The sequence below is a fragment of the Phycicoccus sp. 3266 genome, assembly GCF_031456495.1.
Taxonomy (GTDB): Bacteria; Actinomycetota; Actinomycetes; order Actinomycetales; family Dermatophilaceae; genus Pedococcus.
In genome coordinates, this window is the sequence record NZ_JAVDUW010000003.1 from 90,289 (window position 1) to 110,615 (window position 20,327).

At 74.0% G+C, this 20,327-nt stretch carries 18 protein-coding genes; 11 read left to right on the top strand and 7 right to left on the bottom strand.

What is annotated here, in order from left to right:
- Positions 1-46 precede the first annotated feature (46 nt).
- Both J2X64_RS14790 and J2X64_RS14795 read left to right on the top strand, forming a co-directional pair.
- Positions 47-1,396, top strand: coding sequence for a class II 3-deoxy-7-phosphoheptulonate synthase (locus J2X64_RS14790; RefSeq protein ID WP_310156141.1), 1,350 nt, complete (start codon positions 47-49; stop codon positions 1,394-1,396).
- A gap of 128 nt (positions 1,397-1,524) precedes the next feature.
- The gene (locus tag J2X64_RS14795) at positions 1,525-2,586 is read left to right on the top strand and encodes a GntG family PLP-dependent aldolase (RefSeq protein ID WP_310156145.1); all 1,062 of its coding nucleotides are present in this window, start codon (positions 1,525-1,527) and stop codon (positions 2,584-2,586) included.
- An 87-nt stretch (positions 2,587-2,673) separates the two neighbouring features.
- On the opposite strand, the gene J2X64_RS14800 is transcribed toward J2X64_RS14795, so the two are convergent.
- The 3 genes from J2X64_RS14800 to J2X64_RS14810 form a co-directional block, all read right to left on the bottom strand.
- Entirely contained in the window at positions 2,674-3,630 is a 957-nt protein-coding gene (locus tag J2X64_RS14800; protein WP_310157552.1) for a DMT family transporter, read from the bottom strand.
- A gap of 38 nt (positions 3,631-3,668) precedes the next feature.
- On the bottom strand, positions 3,669-5,669 hold the full coding sequence (gene pknB / locus J2X64_RS14805; RefSeq protein WP_310156147.1) for a Stk1 family PASTA domain-containing Ser/Thr kinase: 2,001 nt from the start codon (positions 5,667-5,669) through the stop codon (positions 3,669-3,671).
- Between the two features lie 91 nt (positions 5,670-5,760).
- Positions 5,761-7,080, bottom strand: coding sequence for a LysM peptidoglycan-binding domain-containing protein (locus J2X64_RS14810; protein WP_310156150.1), 1,320 nt, complete (start codon positions 7,078-7,080; stop codon positions 5,761-5,763).
- 167 nt (positions 7,081-7,247) lie between these two features.
- Here J2X64_RS14810 and J2X64_RS14815 point away from each other — a divergent pair, with 167 nt between their 5' ends.
- Positions 7,248-7,652: an Rv2175c family DNA-binding protein gene (locus tag J2X64_RS14815; protein WP_310156153.1), complete on the top strand. Its 405-nt coding sequence runs from the start codon at positions 7,248-7,250 to the stop codon at positions 7,650-7,652.
- A 44-nt stretch (positions 7,653-7,696) separates the two neighbouring features.
- Here the strand turns inward: J2X64_RS14815 and J2X64_RS14820 are convergent, their stop codons facing one another.
- Positions 7,697-8,785 carry a polyprenyl synthetase family protein gene (locus J2X64_RS14820; RefSeq protein ID WP_310156155.1) on the bottom strand — a complete coding sequence of 363 codons (1,089 nt, stop codon included), beginning with the start codon at positions 8,783-8,785 and terminating at the stop codon, positions 7,697-7,699.
- An 89-nt stretch (positions 8,786-8,874) separates the two neighbouring features.
- On the opposite strand from J2X64_RS14820, the gene metF reads away from it, so the two are divergent.
- Positions 8,875-9,786 carry a methylenetetrahydrofolate reductase [NAD(P)H] gene (gene metF / locus J2X64_RS14825; protein WP_310156158.1) on the top strand — a complete coding sequence of 304 codons (912 nt, stop codon included), beginning with the start codon at positions 8,875-8,877 and terminating at the stop codon, positions 9,784-9,786.
- A gap of 261 nt (positions 9,787-10,047) precedes the next feature.
- On the opposite strand, the gene J2X64_RS14830 is transcribed toward metF, so the two are convergent.
- Complete coding sequence (locus J2X64_RS14830) at positions 10,048-11,280, bottom strand: MFS transporter (RefSeq protein WP_310156162.1); 1,233 nt, start codon at positions 11,278-11,280, stop codon at positions 10,048-10,050.
- Positions 11,281-11,422: 142 nt separating this feature from the next.
- Between J2X64_RS14830 and J2X64_RS14835 the strand changes: the two genes are divergently transcribed.
- Entirely contained in the window at positions 11,423-11,761 is a 339-nt protein-coding gene (locus J2X64_RS14835) for a helix-turn-helix domain-containing protein (protein WP_310156164.1), read from the top strand.
- Between the two features lie 90 nt (positions 11,762-11,851).
- On the opposite strand, the gene J2X64_RS14840 is transcribed toward J2X64_RS14835, so the two are convergent.
- Positions 11,852-12,664, bottom strand: a complete 813-nt coding sequence (locus tag J2X64_RS14840) for an HAD-IIA family hydrolase (protein ID WP_310156166.1) — start codon at positions 12,662-12,664, stop codon at positions 11,852-11,854.
- Between the two features lie 118 nt (positions 12,665-12,782).
- On the opposite strand from J2X64_RS14840, the gene J2X64_RS14845 reads away from it, so the two are divergent.
- The 3 genes from J2X64_RS14845 (at position 12,783) to J2X64_RS14855 (ending at position 14,559) form a co-directional block, all read left to right on the top strand.
- Positions 12,783-13,172 carry a VOC family protein gene (locus tag J2X64_RS14845; RefSeq protein WP_310156169.1) on the top strand — a complete coding sequence of 130 codons (390 nt, stop codon included), beginning with the start codon at positions 12,783-12,785 and terminating at the stop codon, positions 13,170-13,172.
- Positions 13,173-13,243: 71 nt separating this feature from the next.
- Positions 13,244-14,131 (top strand): cysteine synthase CysM, encoded by an 888-nt coding sequence (cysM, locus tag J2X64_RS14850; protein WP_397444083.1) that lies wholly within the window; start codon positions 13,244-13,246, stop codon positions 14,129-14,131.
- 197 nt (positions 14,132-14,328) lie between these two features.
- Positions 14,329-14,559 (top strand): DivIVA domain-containing protein, encoded by a 231-nt coding sequence (locus J2X64_RS14855; RefSeq protein WP_310157555.1) that lies wholly within the window; start codon positions 14,329-14,331, stop codon positions 14,557-14,559.
- Positions 14,560-14,631: 72 nt separating this feature from the next.
- Here the strand turns inward: J2X64_RS14855 and J2X64_RS14860 are convergent, their stop codons facing one another.
- Positions 14,632-15,192, bottom strand: coding sequence for a YbaK/EbsC family protein (locus J2X64_RS14860; protein ID WP_310156177.1), 561 nt, complete (start codon positions 15,190-15,192; stop codon positions 14,632-14,634).
- A 309-nt stretch (positions 15,193-15,501) separates the two neighbouring features.
- Here J2X64_RS14860 and J2X64_RS14865 point away from each other — a divergent pair, with 309 nt between their 5' ends.
- The 3 genes from J2X64_RS14865 to J2X64_RS14875 are packed head-to-tail and all read left to right on the top strand — an operon-like array spanning position 15,502 to position 20,318.
- Positions 15,502-15,816: a DUF6504 family protein gene (locus J2X64_RS14865; protein WP_310156180.1), complete on the top strand. Its 315-nt coding sequence runs from the start codon at positions 15,502-15,504 to the stop codon at positions 15,814-15,816.
- A 12-nt stretch (positions 15,817-15,828) separates the two neighbouring features.
- On the top strand, positions 15,829-16,296 hold the full coding sequence (locus tag J2X64_RS14870) for an SAV_6107 family HEPN domain-containing protein (protein ID WP_310156183.1): 468 nt from the start codon (positions 15,829-15,831) through the stop codon (positions 16,294-16,296).
- Positions 16,293-20,318, top strand: coding sequence for a DNA polymerase III subunit alpha (locus tag J2X64_RS14875; RefSeq protein ID WP_310156190.1), 4,026 nt, complete (start codon positions 16,293-16,295; stop codon positions 20,316-20,318). The genes J2X64_RS14870 and J2X64_RS14875 overlap by 4 nt, the downstream gene beginning before the upstream one ends.
- Positions 20,319-20,327 lie beyond the last annotated feature (9 nt).

Genomic DNA, 20,327 nt, shown 5'->3' on the forward strand with positions numbered 1-20,327 from the left:
GCGGGCTGCGAGACGGGCCGGTCGGCGGCGCACCTATCCTTGACGCGTGAGCACTGCCCAGCACGACGCCCTCGCCAGCCTCGCGGCCGGCGCCGCCCTCCCGGCGGCGCAGCAGCCCGAGTGGCCCGACCCGTTGGCCCTCGCCGACGCGGTCGCGACCCTGGCGTCCTACCCGCCCCTGGTGTTCGCGGGGGAGTGCGACGTGCTCAAGAGCCGCATGGCGGCCGCCGCCCGCGGTGAGGCGTTCGTGCTCCAGGGCGGCGACTGCGCCGAGACCTTCGCGGCCGCGACGGCGGACAACATCCGCGACCGGGTCAAGACGATCCTGCAGATGGCCGCGGTCCTCACGTACGGCGCCAGCGTCCCCGTGGTCAAGGTCGGCCGCATGGCCGGGCAGTACGCCAAGCCGCGCAGCAGCGGCAGCGAGACGCGCGACGGCGTCACGCTCCCGGCATACCGCGGCGACATGGTGAACGACTTCGACTTCACCGAGGCCTCCCGCATCCCGGACCCGCAGCGGCTGGTCCGCGCGTACCACGCGAGCTCGGCCACGCTGAACCTCGTCCGCGCCTTCACCCAGGGTGGCTTCGCCGACCTGCGGCACGTGCACGACTGGAACCGCGGCTTCGTCGCCAACGCCGCCAACAGCCGGTACGAGCGGCTCGCCCACGACATCGACAAGGCGATGAAGTTCATGTCGGCCTGTGGCGCGGACTTCGACGCCATGCGCACGACCGAGTTCTTCTCCGCCCACGAGGCGCTGCTGCTGGACTACGAGCGCCCGCTGACCCGCGTCGACAGCCGCACCGGCGAGCTCTACGACACCAGCGGCCACTTCATCTGGGTGGGCGAGCGCACCCGCGACCTCGACGGCGCGCACGTCGACTTCGTCTCCAAGGTGCTCAACCCGATCGGCGTGAAGCTGTCGGCCAAGGCCGAGGTCGACGACGTCCTGCGGCTCATCGACAAGGTCGACCCCGACCGCGAGCCGGGCCGCCTGACCTTCATCACCCGGATGGGCGCGCGCACTGTCCGCGAGGCGCTTCCGACGCTGGTCGAGAAGATCACCGCCAGCGGTGCCCAGGTCACCTGGATCTGCGACCCGATGCACGGCAACACCTTCGAGTCCTCCAGCGGCTACAAGACCCGTGACTTCGAGGACGTCGTCGAGGAGGTGCGCGGCTTCTTCGAGGTGCACCACGGCCTCGGGACGGTGCCCGGCGGCATCCACGTCGAGCTCACCGGCAACGACGTCACCGAGTGCATCGGCGGCGCGGAGAAGATCCTCGACGCGGACCTGTCCCAGCGCTACGAGACGGTGTGCGACCCGCGCCTGAACCACCAGCAGAGCCTGGAGCTGGCGTTCCTCACCGCGGAGATGCTCGCCAAGAGCTGACGCGCGTATGCCGCGGGGCCGGGTGCGGAGCGGGCGCGCACCCGGGAGCGCCGGGTGGTGACACGCGGCGGGTCGTCGTGGTGGTGACCGGGCGTCCCGGCCCGGGGAGCACCTCCTAGGCTGCTCGCATGCCCGATGCCCCCCAGGTCGACCTGCTCTCCGACACCCTCACCAAGCCGACTGACGCCATGCGTGCGGCGATGGCTGCCGCACCCGTCGGTGACGACGTGTTCGGCGAGGACCCCACCGTCCGCGAGCTCGAGCAGCGGGTGGCGGGGATGCTCGGCCACGAGGACGGCCTGTTCACCCCGTCCGGGTCGATGGCCAACCAGCTCGGCATCCGGCTGCACGTCGCCCCGGGGCAGGAGCTCGTCGCCGACTCGCTCGCGCACGTGCTGCGGGCCGAGATGGGTGCGGCCGCGGTGCTCTCGGGCATCTCGTCGCGGTCCTGGGTGGCGCAGCACGGGGAGCTGGACGCCGCCCAGCCGCTGGCGCTGATGATCCCCGACGGCGGGGCGTACCAGGTCAACACCCGGCTCGTCGTCGTGGAGAACACGCACAACTTCGGCGGTGGCACCGTGCAGCCGCTGGACCAGGTCCAGGCCCTGCGCGCGGGAACCCGGGAGCGGGGCGTCGCGATGCACCTCGACGGTGCCCGGCTCTGGAACGCGCACGTCGCGACCGGAACCCCGCTCGACACCTGGGGTGGGCTGTTCGACACCGTGAGCGTGTGCCTGTCCAAGGGGCTCGGCGCGCCGGTGGGGTCGGTGCTCGTCGGCTCGTCGGCGCACATGCAGGAGGCGCGGATCTGGCGCAAGCGGTTCGGCGGCGGCATGCGCCAGGTCGGGATCCTCGCGGCCGCGGGGCTGCACGCGCTCGACCACCACGTGGAGCGGCTGGCCGACGACCACGCCCGGGCCCGGCGGTTTGCCGAGGCCGCCGCGCAGGCGCGTCCCGGCTCGGTCGACCCGGCCCGGGTGCAGACCAACATCGTGGTGCTCGACGTGTCCGGCGCCGGGTGGACGGCGGCCGGGTTCGTCGAGGCGGCGGCGGCGCGCGGCGTCCGGATCTACCCGGTGAGCCCCACGGCCGTCCGGCTGGTGTGGCACCTCGACGTGGACGACGCCGGGACCGCGCTCGCCGTCGACGCGCTCGCGCCGCTGCTCGAGCAGGGACCCTCCGCCGCCTGACCCCTCCGGCCCGGGGTCTTTGAGCGATCCCGGCGGTGGTGACCGCCGGGATCGCTCAAAGACCCCGGGCCGGACGGGAGGGCGCGCTCAGACCTCGTGGTGGAGCAGCTCGGCCGGCGGGTCCTGCTCGGCGGTCGCGCCGGGGGAGCGTCGCCCGAGCAGCTCGACGAGGTACATCGCGGCCAGCACGAGCCCGCCGCCGAGGAGCATCCGCAGCGTGAGCGTCTCGCCGCCGAACAGGACCGCGAAGAACGCCGCGAACACCGGCTCCATGGTCATGACGATCGCGGCGCGAGCGGCGGGCAGGTGCGACTGGGCCCACGTCTGCGCCCACAGGGCGACGGCACCGGCGACCAGCGCCATGTAGAGCAGCGATGTCCACTGGCCCCCGGTCGACGGCAGCGTGATCCCACCCGGGAGCGCGGCGACGAACGCCACGACCGCGATGACGAACGCCTGCACGGTGGCCAGGCCGGTCGCTGCGGACGCCGTCGAGTACCGGCCGAGGCCGAGGATGTGGAGGGCGTAGAGGCCCGCGGAGCCCAGGGTCAGCGCCTCGCCGTACCCGACCGACAGGCCACGCAGCGACAGCACGGCCAGCCCGGCCGTCGCCAGCAGGACGGCCAGCCAGGTGCTGCCCGGGAGGCGGTCGCGGAGCAGCACAGCCCCGAGCACCGGGGTGAGCACGACGTAGGTGCCGGTGACGAACCCGGACACCGAGGCATCCGTGTGCTCCAGCCCCACGGTCTGCAGCAGCTGGGCCAGGCCGTAGAGCACGCCCAGCCCGACCCCGACCACCACCTCGCGGCGGCTCAGGGCCAGCACCTGCCGCCGGAACACCACGGCCATGACGACCGCCGCGATCGCGAACCGCACGGCGAGGAAGTCCGCCGAGGGCACGTGCGCGACCAGGTCGCGGATGAGGAAGAACGTCGAGCCCCAGACGGCCGTCACGGAGACGAGCAGCAGGGTCGCCAGCCGGGTCGCCGGCAGCCTCGTGCGGGAGGTGGCCGACGGGCCGGCGGGGGGCGTGCTGGTGGACAGGGCAGGGCCTTCGGGGAGTGGGGTCGCCGGGCGGGTGGTCAGACGATGACGAGGGTGACGACGCTGCCCTTGGGGGCCTTGCCTCCACCGGCAGGGCTCTGGCTGCGGACGGTGCCGAAGACACCGCCCATGAACCGGTCCTTCTGCACCTTGAACCCGGCGTCGGTGAGGATCTTCTCGGCCTCCGCCTCCTGCTTGCCCTGCACGTCCGGCACCGCGACCATCTCCGGTCCCTTGGAGACCACGAGCTTGACGGGGTCGCCGCGGTAGAGCGTGCCGCCCGCCGGCGTCTGGGAGATGACGCTGCCCTTGGCGACGTCGGTGCTGAACGCCTGCTCGGTGGCGTCGACCTGCAGACCCTTGCCGGTGAGGTCGTTGACGGCCTGGTCGGCGGGCTTGCCGGTCCAGTCGGTCACGGCGATCGGCTGACGGCCCTTGCTCACGACGAGCGCGACGTCGGCGCCCCGCTTCAGCTCGGTGCCGGCCTTGGGGTCGGTGCTGATGACGAGCCCCGGGTCCACGGACTCGCTGTAGGCCTGGGTGACCGCGCCGACCACGAGCTTGGCGGCGGTGACCTGGTCCGTCGCCTCGGCCTTGGACTTACCCGCGACGTCGGGCACGGCATACCGCTCGGGGCCCCGCGAGACGGTCACGGTGACGTCCGTGCCGCGCGACACCTCCCTGCCGGCGCCAGGGTCGGTCGACATGACGACGCCCTTGGGCACGCTCTCGTCGAACTGGTCCTGCCGCTTCGGCGTGAGGTGCGCCCGTTCGAGGGCGGAGGCGGCCCTGGCGTACGCGAGGTTGGTCGTGCGCGGCACGACGGTGGGGGAGCCCGGCCCGGCGACGAACCACCAGACGCTCAGGCCGGCCACCAGGAGCACGGCGAGCACGACCGCGACCCAGCGCCACGGCAGGCCGCGCCGGTCGTCCTCGCCCACCACGCGTCCCTCGAGCGCCCCACCGCGCCGCGAGGCGAGCTCGGCCCCGGGCGGCACGGTCGGCGTGTGGTCGATGGGCAGCGCCACCGGGGGGACCCTGCGCCGTGCGGGCGCGGCGTCGTCCTGCCCGGCCGGCTCCGAGTCGTCGTCCCCGACCGGCAGCGCGCTCGTGCGCTCGACGGCCACGGTGCTGGACCCGCCGGCGAGTGACGCGGGCCCCTCGGGGCGGCGGTCGAGCTCGGCCGGGGTGAGCATCGCGCGCGACGCACGCACCTGGGTGAGGAAGTCGGCGGCGTCCGACGGGCGCTGGTCGGGGTCGCGGGAGGTCGCCAGCGCCACGAGGGAGTCGAGCTCCTGCGGGACCGAGGGGACCCGAGACGACGGTGCGGGGATCGAGCCGTGGACGTGCTGGTACGCGATGTGGATCGGGGTGTCGCCGGTGAACGCCTTGGTGCCGGTGAGCATCTCGAACAGGATCAGCCCGGCCGCGTAGACGTCGCTGCGGGCGTCGGCGATACCGCGCTCGACCTGCTCGGGGGAGAGGTAGGCGACCGTGCCGAGGAGCACGCCCGTCTGCGAGGTGACGGTGTGGGCGGAGACGGCGCGCGCCAGCCCGAAGTCGGCGACCTTCACGGTGCCGTCGTCCTCGCGCAGGATGACGTTCTCGGGCTTGACGTCGCGGTGGATGATGCCGGCCCGGTGGGCGGCCCCGAGGGCCTGCAGGACGGGGGCGAGGATGTCCAGCGCGGCCCGCGGGGTCAGCGGCCCCTCGGCGCGCATGACCTCGCGCAGGGTCTGGCCGGGGACGTACTCCATCGCGAGGAACATGAGCCCGTCGTCCTCGCCCTGGTCGAAGACGGCAACGACGTTGGGGTGGGACAGGCGGGCGGCCGAGCGCGCCTCGCGCCGGAACCGGGTGACGAACGCCTCGTCCTGGGCGAGGTCGGCACGCAGCACCTTGAGCGCCACGTCGCGGTCCAGGCGGGTGTCCAGGGCCAGGTAGACCGACGCCATCCCGCCGTCGGCGATGTGCGACTGGACGCGGTAGCGCCCGTCGAGCACACGGCCGAGGAGGGACTCGGTCACACCGGAAGACACCCGCAAAGTGTAGGAGACCGGACGGGTCATCCCGTGCAGGCAGGTCCGGGGTGGACGACCCGGGACGGCCGGCAGGGCTCCACGCGCGGGCTCACATGCGGCCGCGGTGCGACTTCACGGCCTTGACGTAGGACTTGGTGTCCGCGTACATGCCGTTCCTCTGCACCGACGCCAGCCCCTGGTAGTACCCGGCGATGGCCTGGTCGGTGTTCGACGCCGAGCGGGTCAGCGAGCGCAGGATGGCGACACCGGCGGTGATGTTGTCCTGGGTGTTGAGCAGGTTGAGCCGGCGCCCGACCATCTGCGAGGCCCACTCGCCGGAGGAGGGGATCACCTGCATGACGCCGATCGCGTTGGCGACCGAGACCTGCCGCTGGTTCCAGCCGGACTCCTGCCACGCGACGGCCAGCGCCAGCGTGGGGTCGACGCCGTGGCGTCGTGCGGTCGCGACGATCATGGCCCGGGTCTGGGTGCGGCTCGGGACCGAGCCCGCGGCGAGCGCCTCACGGTTGCGGTTCGCGGCGCTGACCGTGGCCTGGGGGTAGGTCCGGCCGGCGAAGCTGTTGGTGCTCGGGCTGACCGGCTTGGCGGTCGAGGGCACGCGCAGCTTCTGGCCGACGTGGATCACCGTGCGGGCGGAGAGGTGGTTGGCCTTGAGCAGCGAGGCCAGCGGGACGCCCTTGCGCGCGGCGATCCCGGAGAGCGTGTCACCCGAGACGACGGTGTATGCCGTGGTGCTGGCCGCGCGGGCGGCGCTCGCGGACGTGCCGCGCACCCGCAGGTGCTGCCCGGGGTGGATCACGGTGCGGGCCGAGAGCCGGTTGAGCTTGTAGAGCGTGCCGAGCGGCGTCTTGGTCCGGGCGGCGATCGCGCTGAGCGTGTCGCCGGAACGCACGGTGTAGGTCGCGGTCGTGGGGGCGGAGGCCGCCGGGCGCGCGGTGCTCGCGGCACCGGCGCCGGGGATGCGGACCTTCTGCCCGATGTGGATGACCGAGCGGGTCGAGAGGTGGTTGGCCTTGAGGAGGGAGGCGAGGGAGACCCCCTTGCGGGCGGCGATGGCCGACAGCGTGTCGCCCGAGCGCACGACGTAGGTCGCCCGCCGGATCGCCGCGGCCCGGGCGGCAGCCGCCGCCTTGGCGCGGGCGGCCTCGGCGCGGGCCTGCGCGGCCGTCTTGGGCACCGACAGGTGCTGGCCGACCGACAGTCGCGAGCCGCCGTCGCGCAGGTGGTTGCGCGCGACCAGGGCGCCCACGGTCGTCCCGGTGCGGTCCGCGATCGCGGACAGGTTGTCCCCGCTGCGCACGGTGTAGGTGGCCCAGCCGTAGGGGGCGGGCTTGGCCTTCTGCACGACCGCCGGTGGGGCCGAGACGGCAGCGGGCGGGACGGCGGCCGGGGCGATCACTGGTGGCATGGAGGGGGTGCCTTTCGGGCGGCTCCCGCGGGGCGGGAGGTACGACGGGTGCGGATGGTGTCGGTGTGACGACTGTGGCCCGTGTGACAGTACACCAAACCGGGACAGGGATATTGACTTACATCGATGTAATTTGCATTGTCCGCGGCGGCTGGCAGGCTGGCCCCGTGAGCGAGCAGAACCCCGGTCCCGGCGCGGACACGCAGGACGGCGCAACGACGTCGATCGAGGCCCTCGTCGGGTCCTGGCTGCCCGTCCCGGACGTCGCGGAGCGCCTCGGCGTGCCGCTGTCGCAGGTCCGCCGGATGCTCGAGGAGCGCGAGCTGCTCGGGATGCGCGTGGGGGAGCGGCGGATCCTGCAGGTCCCCGAGGCGTTCCTCGACGAGACCGTGCTGCACCACCTGCGCGGCACGATCACCGTCCTCGCCGACGGCGGGATGGACGACGACGAGGTCGTGCGGTGGCTGTTCACCGCCGACGACACCCTCGGCCGCGGTGGCACGCCCGTCGACGCCCTGCGGGACGGGTTCAAGACCGAGGTGCGCCGCCGCGCGATGGAGACGGCCTTCTAGGTCGCAGGCTGCGGGTCCCGGTCAGCGCCGGCGCGTGGCCCCGTTCAGTACTGGCGGCTGGTCGCGCTGTCGATGAGCGCGTCGAGCACGTCCACGGCCTCGTCGGTCAGGCTGGTCGTCGACTTCAGCGCGGAGCGGGCGGAGCCGGCCAGCCGGGTGATGTCGGCCTCGACCGCGTCGACGGCACCGCTGTCGATGATGACGCGCCGCAGCTCCTCGACCTCGTCGTCGCCGAGGGCCGGGTCGCCCAGGAGCCGGGCGACCAGCGCGCGCCCGGCCTCGTCGGTGCCCTCGAGGGCGTGCGCAACCAGCACCGTGCGCTTGCCCTCGCGCAGGTCGTCCCCGGCCGGCTTGCCCGTGGTGGCGGGGTCGCCGAACACCCCGAGCAGGTCGTCGCGCAGCTGGAATGCGTGGCCGAGGTCGAGGCCGTAGCGCGACAGGGTCGCGAGGTCCTCCTCGCTCGCCCCACCGGCGGTGGCGCCGATGAGCAGCGGGTGCTCGACGGTGTACTTGGCGGACTTGTAGCGAATGACCCGCTCGGCCCGCTCGATCCGCTCCGGGGTCGGCACGCCCTCCCAGGACCGCGCCGACTCCACGACGTCGAGGAACTGCCCACCCATGAGCTGGGTGCGCATCCGGTCGAAGACGTCGCGGCCGCGGGCCAGGTGCTCGGGCGCCAGCCCGGAGGTGGCGTACAGCTCCTCGGTCCAGTTGAGGCACAGGTTGCCGGCCAGGATCGCGCCGGCCACCCCGAACCGGCCGGCATCGCCGGCCCACTCCTCGCGCTCGTGGCGCGCGGCGAGCGAGCGGTGCGCCGCCGGCATACCGCGACGGGTGTCGCTGTCGTCCATGACGTCGTCGTGGATCAGGGCGGCCGCCTGGAAGAACTCCATCGCGGTCGCGACCTGGACGATCGCGTCGGAGTCGGGCTGCCCCGTGCCGCGGTAGCCCCAGTAGAGGAAGGCGGCGCGCAGCCGCTTGCCACCGGTGAGCAGCCGGGCCACCGCCGCGAGCAGCTCCTGGGCGTCGGGGCCCACCTCGGCGAGGACGCCGTCCTGGCGCGCGAGCACGACGTCGACGCAGCGCTGCACGCGTTCGCGCAGTGCGGCGGCATCGAGCGGGCTGGCGACCACGTGCTCCTCCAGATCGTCGGCGGCACAGGGCGTCTCACCCGGTGCTGCACCTGAGCCTACGGCGTGGACGCTCGACTAGTCTCACCGCCATGGCACTCGGGCGACCGTCGCGGCTGGCCCGGCCGGAGTCGCAGACCCGGTCGATCCCCGGCATGCTCGCGCGCACCGAGCCCTCGATCAGCTTCGAGTTCTTCCCGCCCAAGGACGACGCCGGCGAGGAGGTCCTCTGGGACGCCATCCGCCGGCTGGAGTCGGTGCGGCCGCACTTCGTCTCGGTCACCTACGGCGCGGGCGGCACCAGCCAGGACCGCACGGTCCGCGTCACCGGCCGCATCGCCCTCGAGACCACCCTGACGCCTCTGGCGCACCTCACCTGTGTGGGCGCGTCCGTCGCCGCCCTGCGCCAGGTCATCGGGATGTATGCCGCGAGCGGCGTCCGCAACATCCTCGCCCTGCGCGGCGACCCGCCGGGCAACCCGGGAGGGGAGTGGACGCCCCACCCCGAGGGGCTCAACCACGCCACCGACCTCGTCGAGCTCGTCCGCTCGCTCGGCGACTTCACCATCGGCGTCGCGGCCTTCCCCGACGTGCACCCCAGCTCGCCCGACCTCGACCACGACGTCGAGGTGCTCGTGCGCAAGGCCGACGCCGGTGCGTCGTTCGCGATCACGCAGATGGTCTTCGACGCCGACACCTACCTGCGGCTGCGCGACCGGGTCGCCGAGCGCCGGGACCTGCCGATCACGCCGGGCCTGATGCCGGTGACGAACTTCAAGCAGGTGGCCCGGATGTCCCAGCTCATGGGGACGCCGCTGCCCGCGCAGGTCGTGGAGCGGCTCGAGCGGGTGTCGGGCGACCCCGTGGCCACGCGCGAGGTGGGCGTGCAGATCGCCACCGAGCTCGCCCAGCGGATGCTCGCCGAGGGTGCCCCGGGCCTGCACTTCATCACGATGAACCGCTCGACCGCGACCCTCGAGGTCCACCGCAACCTCGGCCTCTGAGCCGGCGCGGGGCGCGGGCCCGGCCGACCGTCCCCCGGCCGACCGGAGCCCGCGCCCCGCCGCCGCTGTCCCCGACTGCGGCGCGACGAGCCTGCCGGGCCGTGGGCGGCACGGGCATCGGTGCGACTACTCAGATGCCCGCTGCGGCCCCGGTTGTCGGCCCTCTGGTCCGACCCCTCTGGTCCGACCCCTCTGGTCCGACCCCTCTGGTCCCACCCCTCTGGGGGCCCTGTGGTCGGTGCCGGTGGTCGGTCGCGGGTGTCAGTCGCGGGTGCCGAACCGGCGCGTCAGTGCGGCGACGGTCGACAGCACCGCGACCACGACGCCGTACACCGTGGCGGTGGTCAGCAGGCCGAGGTGCGGGACGGCGAACCCGGCGGCCACGGCGGGCAGCCCGAACGCGAGGTAGCTGACCACGAAGACCGACGAGAACAGCTCGCCGCGCTGGTCCGGCCCGACGGTCGGGGTGATCGACCGCATGATGCCGAGGAACGACGTCCCGAAGCCCGACCCGGCCACGACCGCGGCGAGCAGGAAGCCGATGAGGGAGCCGGCGTGCAGTGCCACCAGGGTCAGCACGGTGCCGACGGCCAGCATGGTCGTGCCGTAGAGCGTGGTGCGGCGCGCTCCGGCCCGCCCGCCGAGGGCAGAGCTCAGCGCGCCCACGCCGGTGAGGATCGCCACCACGGCACCCTGGGCGAGGTGCTCCCGGCCGCCGAGGAGCGCCACGAGGGGAGCACCGAGCGACAGGTACAGGCCGCCGGTGGCCCAGCCCGCGAACACCGCCGGGGCGCTGCGCGTGAACGCCGCGCGTGCGGGGGAGGGGATGCCGACGCGGGGGCGCAGCGAGCGCGCCCAGCCCGCGTGCCGGGGCGAGGTCTCCGGCAGGGCCAGGACGGCGAGGGCGAGCAGGACGTATGCCGCGGTGAGCGTGCCGAAGACCAGCGGCAGCGCGTGGTGGGCCCGGTCGAGCAGGGCGCCGGCGACGAGCGCGCCGGCGGCCAGGCCGGCGAGGGGTGTGACGCTGTTGAGGGTCGCCGCGAGGCCGGCGCGCTGCTCGGGCTCGAGGTCGACGACGGCCGCGGACAGGGTCGACATGAGCAGTCCTGCGGCCACGCCCTGGACGGCGCGGGAGGCCATCAGTGTCGTGACGTCCGTGGCGTGCCAGAAGCCGACCATGCTCGCGGCCAGGACGAGGAAGCCGGCGGCGAGGACGGGTCGGCGACCGACGTGGTCGGACAGCGAGCCGGTGACCAGCAGCGTCGCGAGCAGGGTGAGGGCGTAGACGCCGAAGATCGTCGTCATGGTGCCGGCGGAGAAGCCGATCCGGGCCTGGAGCACCGGGTAGAACGGGGACGGCGCGCTCGCGCCGACCATGAGGGCCACGACCGCCGCCAGGGCCAGGGGGAAGCCGGCCGAGCGGCGCGCCCGGGCGGTGTCGAGGGTGCCGGCCACGGGGGCAGTGGCGGAGTTCGTCGTGCTGGTCGCGCTCATGGGGGGTGCCTTCCGGGCCGAAAACGACGGTTCGAAACTTATCGAACAGTCGGCGACCGCCCGGCATTCCCGCGGGCGTGGCTCGCGCCTCCCCGGGGGCCGGGGTCGTCGCGGCCCATCACGGTTCGAATAGAATCGAACCATGCCAGGAAGTTCCGAGCTGCCCCATCCCGACCTGCGGGACGTGGCGCTCACCGACGTCCTCTTCGCCCTCAGCGACCCGTCGCGCCTGAGGATCGTCCGCGACCTCGCGGACGGGCCGCTGGAGATGGCGCAGTGCGGCGCGACCGACCCGGCCCTGCCGAAGTCGACCAAGTCCCACCTCATGAAGGTGCTGCGCGAGGCCGGGGTCGTGCGCAACGAGCCGCACGGCAGGCAGCGGCTGGTGTCGCTGCGCCGGGCCGAGCTCGACGAGGCGTTCCCGGGGCTGCTCGACAGCGTGCTGGGGGCCGACCCCGAGCGGGACCGCCCGCGGCGCTAGGCGGGCCGGCGCGCCACGCCGGGCGGCATACCGTCGGCGGTGCCACGCGGCACACCGCCCGCGGCGCAAGACGGCATACTGCCCGCGGCGCTAGGCGGCGGGACCGGCGAGCGGGCGCAGCTCGCCCACGAGCGGGACGAGGTCGGCAATCGAGTCGACGACCCGGGTCGGCTGGTACGGGAAGGTGTCGACCTGGTCGCGGGAGGTCGACCCGCTGAGCACCAGGACCGTGCGCAGGCCGGCCTCGAGACCGCTGATGACGTCGGTGTCCATCCGGTCGCCCACCATGACGGTCGACTCGCTGTGCGCGTCGATGCGGTTGAGTGCGCTGCGCATCATGAGCGGGTTCGGCTTGCCGATGTAGTAGGGCTGGCGACCCGTCGCGGCGCTGATGAGGGCCGCCACCGACCCGGTCGCGGGCAGGGTGCCCTGCTGGCTGGGGCCGCTGACGTCGGGGTTCGTCGCGATGAAGCGCGCGCCGCCCTCGACCAGCCGGATGGCCTTGGTGATGGCCTCGAAGGAGTACGTGCGGGTCTCCCCGAGCACGACGTAGTCCGGGTCCCGCTCGGTCATCGTGTAGCCGACCTCGTACAGCGCGGTCGTGAGCCCGGCCTCGCCGACGACGAACGCGCTCCCGTGCGGTCGCTGGTCGTCGAGGAACTGGGCGGTCGCGAGCGCAGAGGTCCAGATGGCCTTCTCGGGCACGTCGATCCCGCTGGCCCGCAGCCGGGCCCGCAGGTCCCGCGGGGTGTAGATCGAGTTGTTGGTCAGCACGAGGAACCGCCGGCCGCTGTCGACGAGCGCCCGGAGGAACTCGGCGGCTCCGGGGATGGCGTTCTCCTCGTGCACGAGGACGCCGTCCATGTCGGTGAGCCAGCAGTCGACCGGCCGGGGTGGGGTCATGGGCCCATTCTGCCCAGCCCGTCTCACCCTTGTGGCGGAGCGCCACGGACCGGGCGCGGCGCATGCTGGGAGGTGGCCTGCGACCGCCGGGGCCGCAGCCGAACGAGGAGGTCTCGTCATGTCCCTCGCCACGAGCTCGATCGCGACGATGCTGCCCGTCACCGACACCGGTCGGGCCAAGGAGTTCTACGACCGGCTCGGCCTGTCGTTCCAGGGGACGAACGACGAGGGCAGCCTGGTGTACGACCTCGCCGGTGGGACGGTGCTCATGCTGCTGCCCCGTGAGGCGGGGACGCAGAACCCGAGCACAGCGCTCAGCTGGGAGGTGCCCGACGTCGCCGCGGAGGTGCGCGACCTCGAGGCGCGCGGGGTCGTGTTCGACGACTACGACCTGCCCGGCCTCACGACGGTGGACCACATCGCGACGACGGGATCGGACCGGGCGGCGTGGTTCCGGGACCCGGACGGCAACGTGCTGTGCGTGCACGAGGGCGCGCCCCCGGCCTGACCCGGGCTGCGGTTGGTCGGCGGCCGCCGCCGTAGACTCCGGCGGTGAGCAACCCTGCGCCGTACCCCACGATGGAAGACGTCATCGGTGGCACCCCGCTGGTGCGTCTGCAGCGTCTGCCGGGGCTGGAGAACGAACGCCGCGGCAACGTGCTGCTCGCCAAGCTCGAGGGGAACAACCCGGCCGGCTCCGTGAAGGACCGGCCCGCGATCAGCATGATCCGGGGTGCCGAGGAGCGAGGGGAGATCTCCCCGGGCGACACGCTGCTTGAAGCCACGTCCGGCAACACGGGGATCGGGTTGGCGATGGCGGCGGCGATCAGCGGTTACCCACTGGTCATCGTGATGCCCGAGGACGCCTCCACCGAGCGGATCCAGACGATGAAGGCGTATGGAGCCGAGCTGGTCCTCACCCCGGCGGACGGCGGCATGGAGGAGGCCCGCGACGTCGTGACTCGGATGGAGCGGGAGGGCCGCGGCCGGGTCCTGGACCAGTTCGCCAACCCGGACAACCCTCGTGCCCACGAGGAGGGGACCGGCCCGGAGCTGTGGCACCAGACCGGCGGACGGATCACGCACTTCGTGTCGGCGATGGGCACCACTGGCACGATCACCGGGGTCTCGCGGTTCCTGAAGTCGCGCAACCCCGGCGTCCAGATCGTCGGGGCACAGCCCGCGGAGGGATCGAAGATCCCCGGCATCCGCGCCTGGCCACCGGAGTACGTGCCGAAGATCTTCGACCCGTCGGCGGTGGACCGGACCATGGAGGTCACGCAGGCCGACGCCGAGGAGACGGTCCGCCAGCTGGCCCGCCAGGAGGGCATCTTCGGCGGCATCTCCGCGGCCGGCGCGTGTTGGACCGCCCTGCAGGTGGCCAAGGAGGTCGAGGGAGCGACGATCGTCTTCGTGGTCTGCGACCGCGGGGACCGGTACCTCTCCAGCGGCGTTTTCCCCGCCTGAGGGCTGCGGCCGACGCCCAGAGATATTCGACCGGGGTGAGACCGGCCCTCTCTCCGCCGCCCTACCGCGCCATTGTCGTCCGGGCGGCGGAAGGACGGGCGCGCTGGGTCCGCCCGGCTCGCGGCGGAAGGACACAACCGGGGGTTCGTTCGGCTACTCAGACCTCCGGGCGATCGAAGAACGCCATGATGTTCAACATGCTCACGTCCAACGAAGTCATGAGCCGCAATTTCACTCCTACATCACTGCGGCGCGGGTACGACGAGCGCGAGGTTGACGACTTCTTGGATCAAGTGGTCGAGACCCTCCGCTACTACGAGCAGGGTGGTCGACCGGGTCCGCAGGCACCCGCCTCGCCAACCCCGCCGGCGCCCGAAAGCCTCGGAAGTCGAGCCGCCCGTTGGCTTCGAGGTGATTCCAAGCCCTGAGAGCGCGTACTCGCGGGTGTGTCCATGGGCGCTACGCACTCGCGGCGGTGTGCCGTCGGATCGGCACGAACGTCAGGCGACCTCGATGGCGCGGCCGGCGGTGACGCGGAGCAGCTCCTCGTAGGTGGTGCGGAAGACGGTGTGGCTGTGGCCGGCGGCGGCCCAGACGTAGCGGTACCGGCTCAGCGAGACGTCGACGTACGTCGGGACGGGCTGGAGGTGGCCCACCGGGGCGACCCCGCCGATCGCGAAGCCGGTGCTCTCCCGGACGAAGTCGGCGTCGGCTCGCTCGAGGTGCTCGACGTCGTCGACGAGGTCGGCGACCTTCACCAGGTCGACACGGTGCGCCCCTGACGTCAGGACGAGGACGGGGGAGGTCCCGCCCGAGGCGCACGTCGCCCGGAACACCAGGGAGTTGGCGATCTCGGCCGGGGTGATCCCGAGGGCGCTGGCGGCCGCGGCCGCGGTGCGGACGGCGTCCGGGAGCGTGACGACCTCGGGGACCACGTGGTGCACCGCGAGCGCCGCCAGCACGCGCTGCACGCCGGGGTGGCCGCTCAGGTCCGGGGCCACGCCGGTGGCCCGGCTGGCGGTCGGGCTGGGCGCCGGGGGCGTTGGCGCGTCGGGCGGCATGCTCGAAGAGTAGGGCCGGGGGGAGCGGGCCACCAGACTTGCCGGAGCCCGTCTCACGGCGGGGCCGGGACGGGCTCCAGCGTTCCCCTTGACGGCTTGTCCGAGGCCGGGTGTACCGTTCTGGATATCGAACAGATGTTCGAATGCCGGGTCCGGACGACCGGCGACCCGCGGTCCTCGGCCCCGTGCCGAGCCGCCCGTCGCCACCGGGCCGCGGCCGGCCCTGGCCCCGTGGCCGGCGCCTCGACCCCGCCGGTCGGGGCCAGGGCCCCACCTCATCCCATCCTGCCTGAGCGAAGGAGCCATGCCGTGGTGCGCCGGTACGAAGAGCCGATCGAGGTCCGCGAGAGCACCGACGGGGGTGGCACCGCGGTGGCCACGCACCCGGACGCGTTCGTGTGGCGCGGCCGGCTGTACGTCGTGCGCACCGTCCTGGACTCCTGGCAGGAACGCCGGCCGTGGTGGCGCGACGCCCGGGAGGGCGCCGACGTGCTCACCGATGCCCGCGAACGCCGGGTGTGGCGGGTCGAGGCGAGCGCGGGTCGCGCCGCCGGGACGGGCGTCTACGACCTCGGCGACGACCCGGCCGGCCCGGGCTGGCGCCTGCTGCGGGTCGCGGACTGAGGACGGCTGCCGATGACTCCCACCCCCACCCCCGTCCCGAGCGCGGCGGCGAGCGCCCTCGACCTGCTCGACCGCTCCCGGCACTCGCTGCTCGAGGCCTGCCACACCCGCGACATCGTCCAGCGCCACCGCCAGGCCCAGCTCGCGGCCCTGCGCGCGGCCGCCGCCGTGGTCGCTGCCCGCACCCGTCCCGGTGGACCGGCCGGTCCGCGCAGCCTCTGGGAGCTGGTGCCGTCGGTCGCGCCCGAGCTCGCCGAGTGGGCCGGCTTCTTCGAGCTGGTCGCGGCCCGGCCGGGCCCGCACACCGCCCGCGAGGCCGACGACCTGCTGCGCCAGTCCGAGACGTTCCTCGAGCTGGTGTGCCGTGCCCTCGGCCTGCCGGTCACCGCCGTCGACCGCGACGTGCTCGTGCCCACCGTCGCGGCGTCCGCGGCCTCCACGGCATCCGGGGCGCCGGTCCGTGGCGGGGGGTCGCCGTGACCGACTTCGTCCACCTCCACGTCGCCTCGGGGTTCTCGATGCGCTACGGCACCGCCACGCCCGAGGCGATCGTCGAGCGGGCTGCCCAGCACCGCCAGCCGGTGCTCGCGCTCACCGACCGCGACGGGCTCTACGGCGCGGTCCGGTTCGTCCGGGCGGCGACCGCCGCCGGCATCTCCCCGGTGCTCGGGGTCGACCTCGCGGTCGGCCCCGACCCGGACCGTCCCGGCGCGCGCGGCGCCGGTCCCGACGACCCCGCCCGGGGTGGACCCCGACCCGTCGACCGGACCCTCGCCGACCGGGTGCTCGGTGACGCCGACCGCGGTGGCGGGCACGCGGCATACCTCCCGCCGGTGGCCCGGCCACGCACCCCGGTGCGCGGCGGTGCCGTCGTCGACCCGCGCCACCCGCGCGTCACCGTGCTCGCCCGCGGGCGCGGGAGCGGACTGCCCGGGGGTGTGGGGTATGCCGCGCTGTGCCGGCTCGTCACCGACACCCACCTGCGCGGCGAGCGGGGGAGCCCGGTGACCTCGCTCGACACCGTCGCCGCACGGTGCGCCGCCCCGGACGGCCACCCGAGCCCGCTCGTCGTCCTGCTGGGCCCGGACTCCGACGTGGGCCGGGCGGTCCTCGCCGGGCGGCCCGACCGGGCTCGGGCGCTGCTCGCCCGGTGGCAGCACCGGCTGCCGGCCGGCGCGCTCGTGGTCGAGGTGGTCTGCCACGGCGGCCCGTCCGGCACCCCGGCCTCACGCGTCCACGCCGCGCGGATGCTCGGGCTCGCCGACGAGGCAGGCCTGCCAGCGGTGCTCACCGCGGCGGTCCGCCACGTCGACCCGGCCGAGTCCGCGGTCGTCGACGTCCTCGACGCGGCCCGCCGGCTCGTCGCCCTCGACACCCGCCACCTCGACCGGGTCACCGACGCCGCCCACCTCGCGAGCACCGACGCCATGCGCGAGGTGGCGCTCGCGGTCACCGGCGGCGACCGCACCCGGGCCGACGCCCTGCTCGAGCGCACCCTCGCCCTGGGGCTGGCGTGCGCCCAGAGCGCCCGGCACGACCTGGGCATCGGGTCGGTCCACCTGCCCGAGCCGGAGGTCCTGGGCATCGAGGCAGGGGAGAGCCCGCAGGTCCGGCTCGAGCAGCGCTGCCGCGGCAAGCTCGCCTGGCGGTACCCCGGGCTGGGTGAGCGCGAGCTGTCCGCCGTCGAGACCCGGCTCGTCGACGAGCTCAAGGTCATCGCCGAGCTCGGGTACGCCTCGTACTTCCTCACCGTCGCCGAGGTGGTCGACCTCATCCGGGAGATGGGGGTCCGGGTCGCCGCACGCGGGTCGGGGGCGGGGTCGCTGGTCAACTACCTGCTCGGGATCAGCGGGGTCGACCCGATCCGCTACGGCCTCATCATGGAGCGGTTCTGCAGCCCGCTGCGCGCCGAGCTGCCCGACATCGACATCGACGTCGAGTCGGCCCGGCGCACCGAGGTCTACGAGAAGGTCCTCGAGCGGTTCGGCGGCGACCGGGTGACCTGCGTGTCGATGATGGACACCTACAAGGTCCGGCACGCGATCCGCGACGTCGGCGCGGCGCTCGGCATGGCCCCGGTGGAGGTCGACGAGATCGCCAAGGCGTTCCCGCACATCCGCGCCCGCGACGTCCGCAACGCCATCGCCGAGCTGCCCGAGCTGCGCTCCCGCGGGCTCGACAGCCCCCGGCTGCGCGCGCTGTTCGACCTCGTCGAGCGGCTCGACGGGCTGCCGCGCCACATCGCGCTGCACCCGTGCGGGGTCGTGCTGTCCGACGGCAGCCTGCTCGACCGCACGCCGGTCGAGGCGAGCTGGCTGGGGTTCCCGATGAGCCAGTACGACAAGGACGACGTCGAGACGATGGGGCTGCTCAAGCTCGACGTGCTCGGCATCCGGATGCAGTCCGCGATGGCGCACGCCGTGGCCGAGGTGGAGCGCGTCGACGGCGTCACGGTCGACCTCGACGACCAGGCGCAGGTGCCGCTCGACGACGAGGCGACCTTCCGGCTGATCCGCACCAGCCACACCCTCGGCTGCTTCCAGATCGAGAGCCCGGGGCAGCGCGAGCTCATCGGCAAGTTCGGGCCGCAGCGGTTCGAGGATCTCGTCATCGACATCTCGCTGTTCCGCCCCGGGCCGGTGAAGTCCGACATGATCACGCCGTTCCTCGAGGCCCGGCACGGCTGGAAGGCCGCCTCGTACCTGCACCCCACCCTCATCGCGGCGCTGGAGGAGACCGAGGGCGTCGTGGTGTTCCACGAGCAGGTGCTCATGATCGTCGCCGAGACGACCGGCGTCTCGCTGGCGCAGGCCGACGAGGTCCGGCGCGCGCTCGGCACCCCCGGCGGGCAGGTCGAGATCGAGGCGTGGTGGCGTCCCGCGGCGCTGGCCCGTGGCTACAGCCGCGAGGACACCGACCGCATCTGGGAGGTGCTCAAGGCGTTCGCGTCGTTCGGCTTCTGCAAGGCCCACGCCGCCGCGTTCGCCCTGCCGACCTACCACTCGGCGTGGCTCAAGACCCACCACCCGGCGGCGTTCCTCGCCGGGGTGCTCACCCACGACCCGGGCATGTACCCCAAGCGGCTCATCCTCGACGACGCCCGCTCGCTCGGCATCACCGTGCTGGGCCTGGACGTCAACGCCTCCACCGGCACCTACCGGGTCGAGCGGGTCGAGCGGCTCGACCCCCTCGGCGCGCGCCCGGTGCTCCCCGGCGGCCCCGGCGACAGGACCGCGGCCGACGTGCTCACCGGTGACCTGCCCGACGCCAGTGACTACGGCATCCGCCTCTCGCTCGCCGACGTCCGCGGGATCAGCGACGCCGAGGTGGCGCGCATCGTCGCCGGCCAGCCGTATGCCGGGCTGTCCGACTTCTGGCACCGCGCCCGGGTGTCGCGGCCGGTCGCCGAGCGGCTCGTCCTGGCAGGGGCGTTCGACCGGCTCTACGGCATCGGTGCGGTCTCCGGCGGGGTGCCGGGCCTGACGTCCGGTCCGACGACGGCGGGCCTGGGGCGGCGCGGCCGCACCACCCGGCGCGACCTGCTGCTCCACCTCGCCGAGCTCGACCGCTGGACCCGCGCCGTCGGCCGCTCGAGCCGCCGGGTCGCTCCCCGTGGCCGGTCGCGCGGTGAGGCGTCGACCCTGCCCGACGTGCTCGCGGGGGACCAGGTGCGTGGCCGTGCCGCGGCGCAGTCGCAGGCGGCCGCCCCGGTGACCGCGGCCGACCTCCAGCCCACCCAGCTCACCCTCGACCTCGGCGACCGCCCCGAGCTCACCACCGGCACCGGGCTGCCCGAGCTGAGCGGCCCCGAGCGGGTCCGGGCCGAGCTCGACATCCTCGGCCTCGACGCGAGCGCGCACGTCGTCGAGTTCTACGCGCCGATGCTCGACGCGCTCGGGGTCACCCGCAGCCGCGACCTGCTCTCGGCCCGCAGCCGGTCGACGGTCTGGGCCTGCGGGGTCAAGGTCGCCACCCAGACCCCGCCGATCCGCTCGGGCCGGCGCGTCGTCTTCCTCACCCTCGACGACTCGACCGGACCGGTCGACGCGACGTTCTTCGAGGACGTCCAGGGCCCTTACGCCGCAACGGTGTTCCACTCGTGGATGCTGCTCGTGCGCGGGGTGGTGCGACGTACCGGTCCACGGGGAATCTCGTTGCGGGCGACGGGGGCGTGGGAGCTCCCGCCGCTGTGGGAGGCGTGGCAGCGGGGCGGGGTGGAGGCGGTGTATGCCGCGATGGAGGAGTCCGAGCGCGCGGCCGCCGAGCAGGCGCAGGCGGAGGAGGCAGCCCACGAGGCGGCGCTGCGGGGCGGACGGCGGGTGCTCGTCCACGCCTCGGGGTTCCGGCAGTCGCCCTACGCCGACACCAAGCCGCCCGGCGAGGACGTCCGTGGCTCGCACCGGCTCGCGCGCGGCGCCGCGGTGCCCGGCGGTCCGGGTGCCGACCGGCTCGACCCGCCGCGCAAGCTGTGGCACTCGAGCCCCGGCAGCTCCGGCCACTGACGCCGGCGC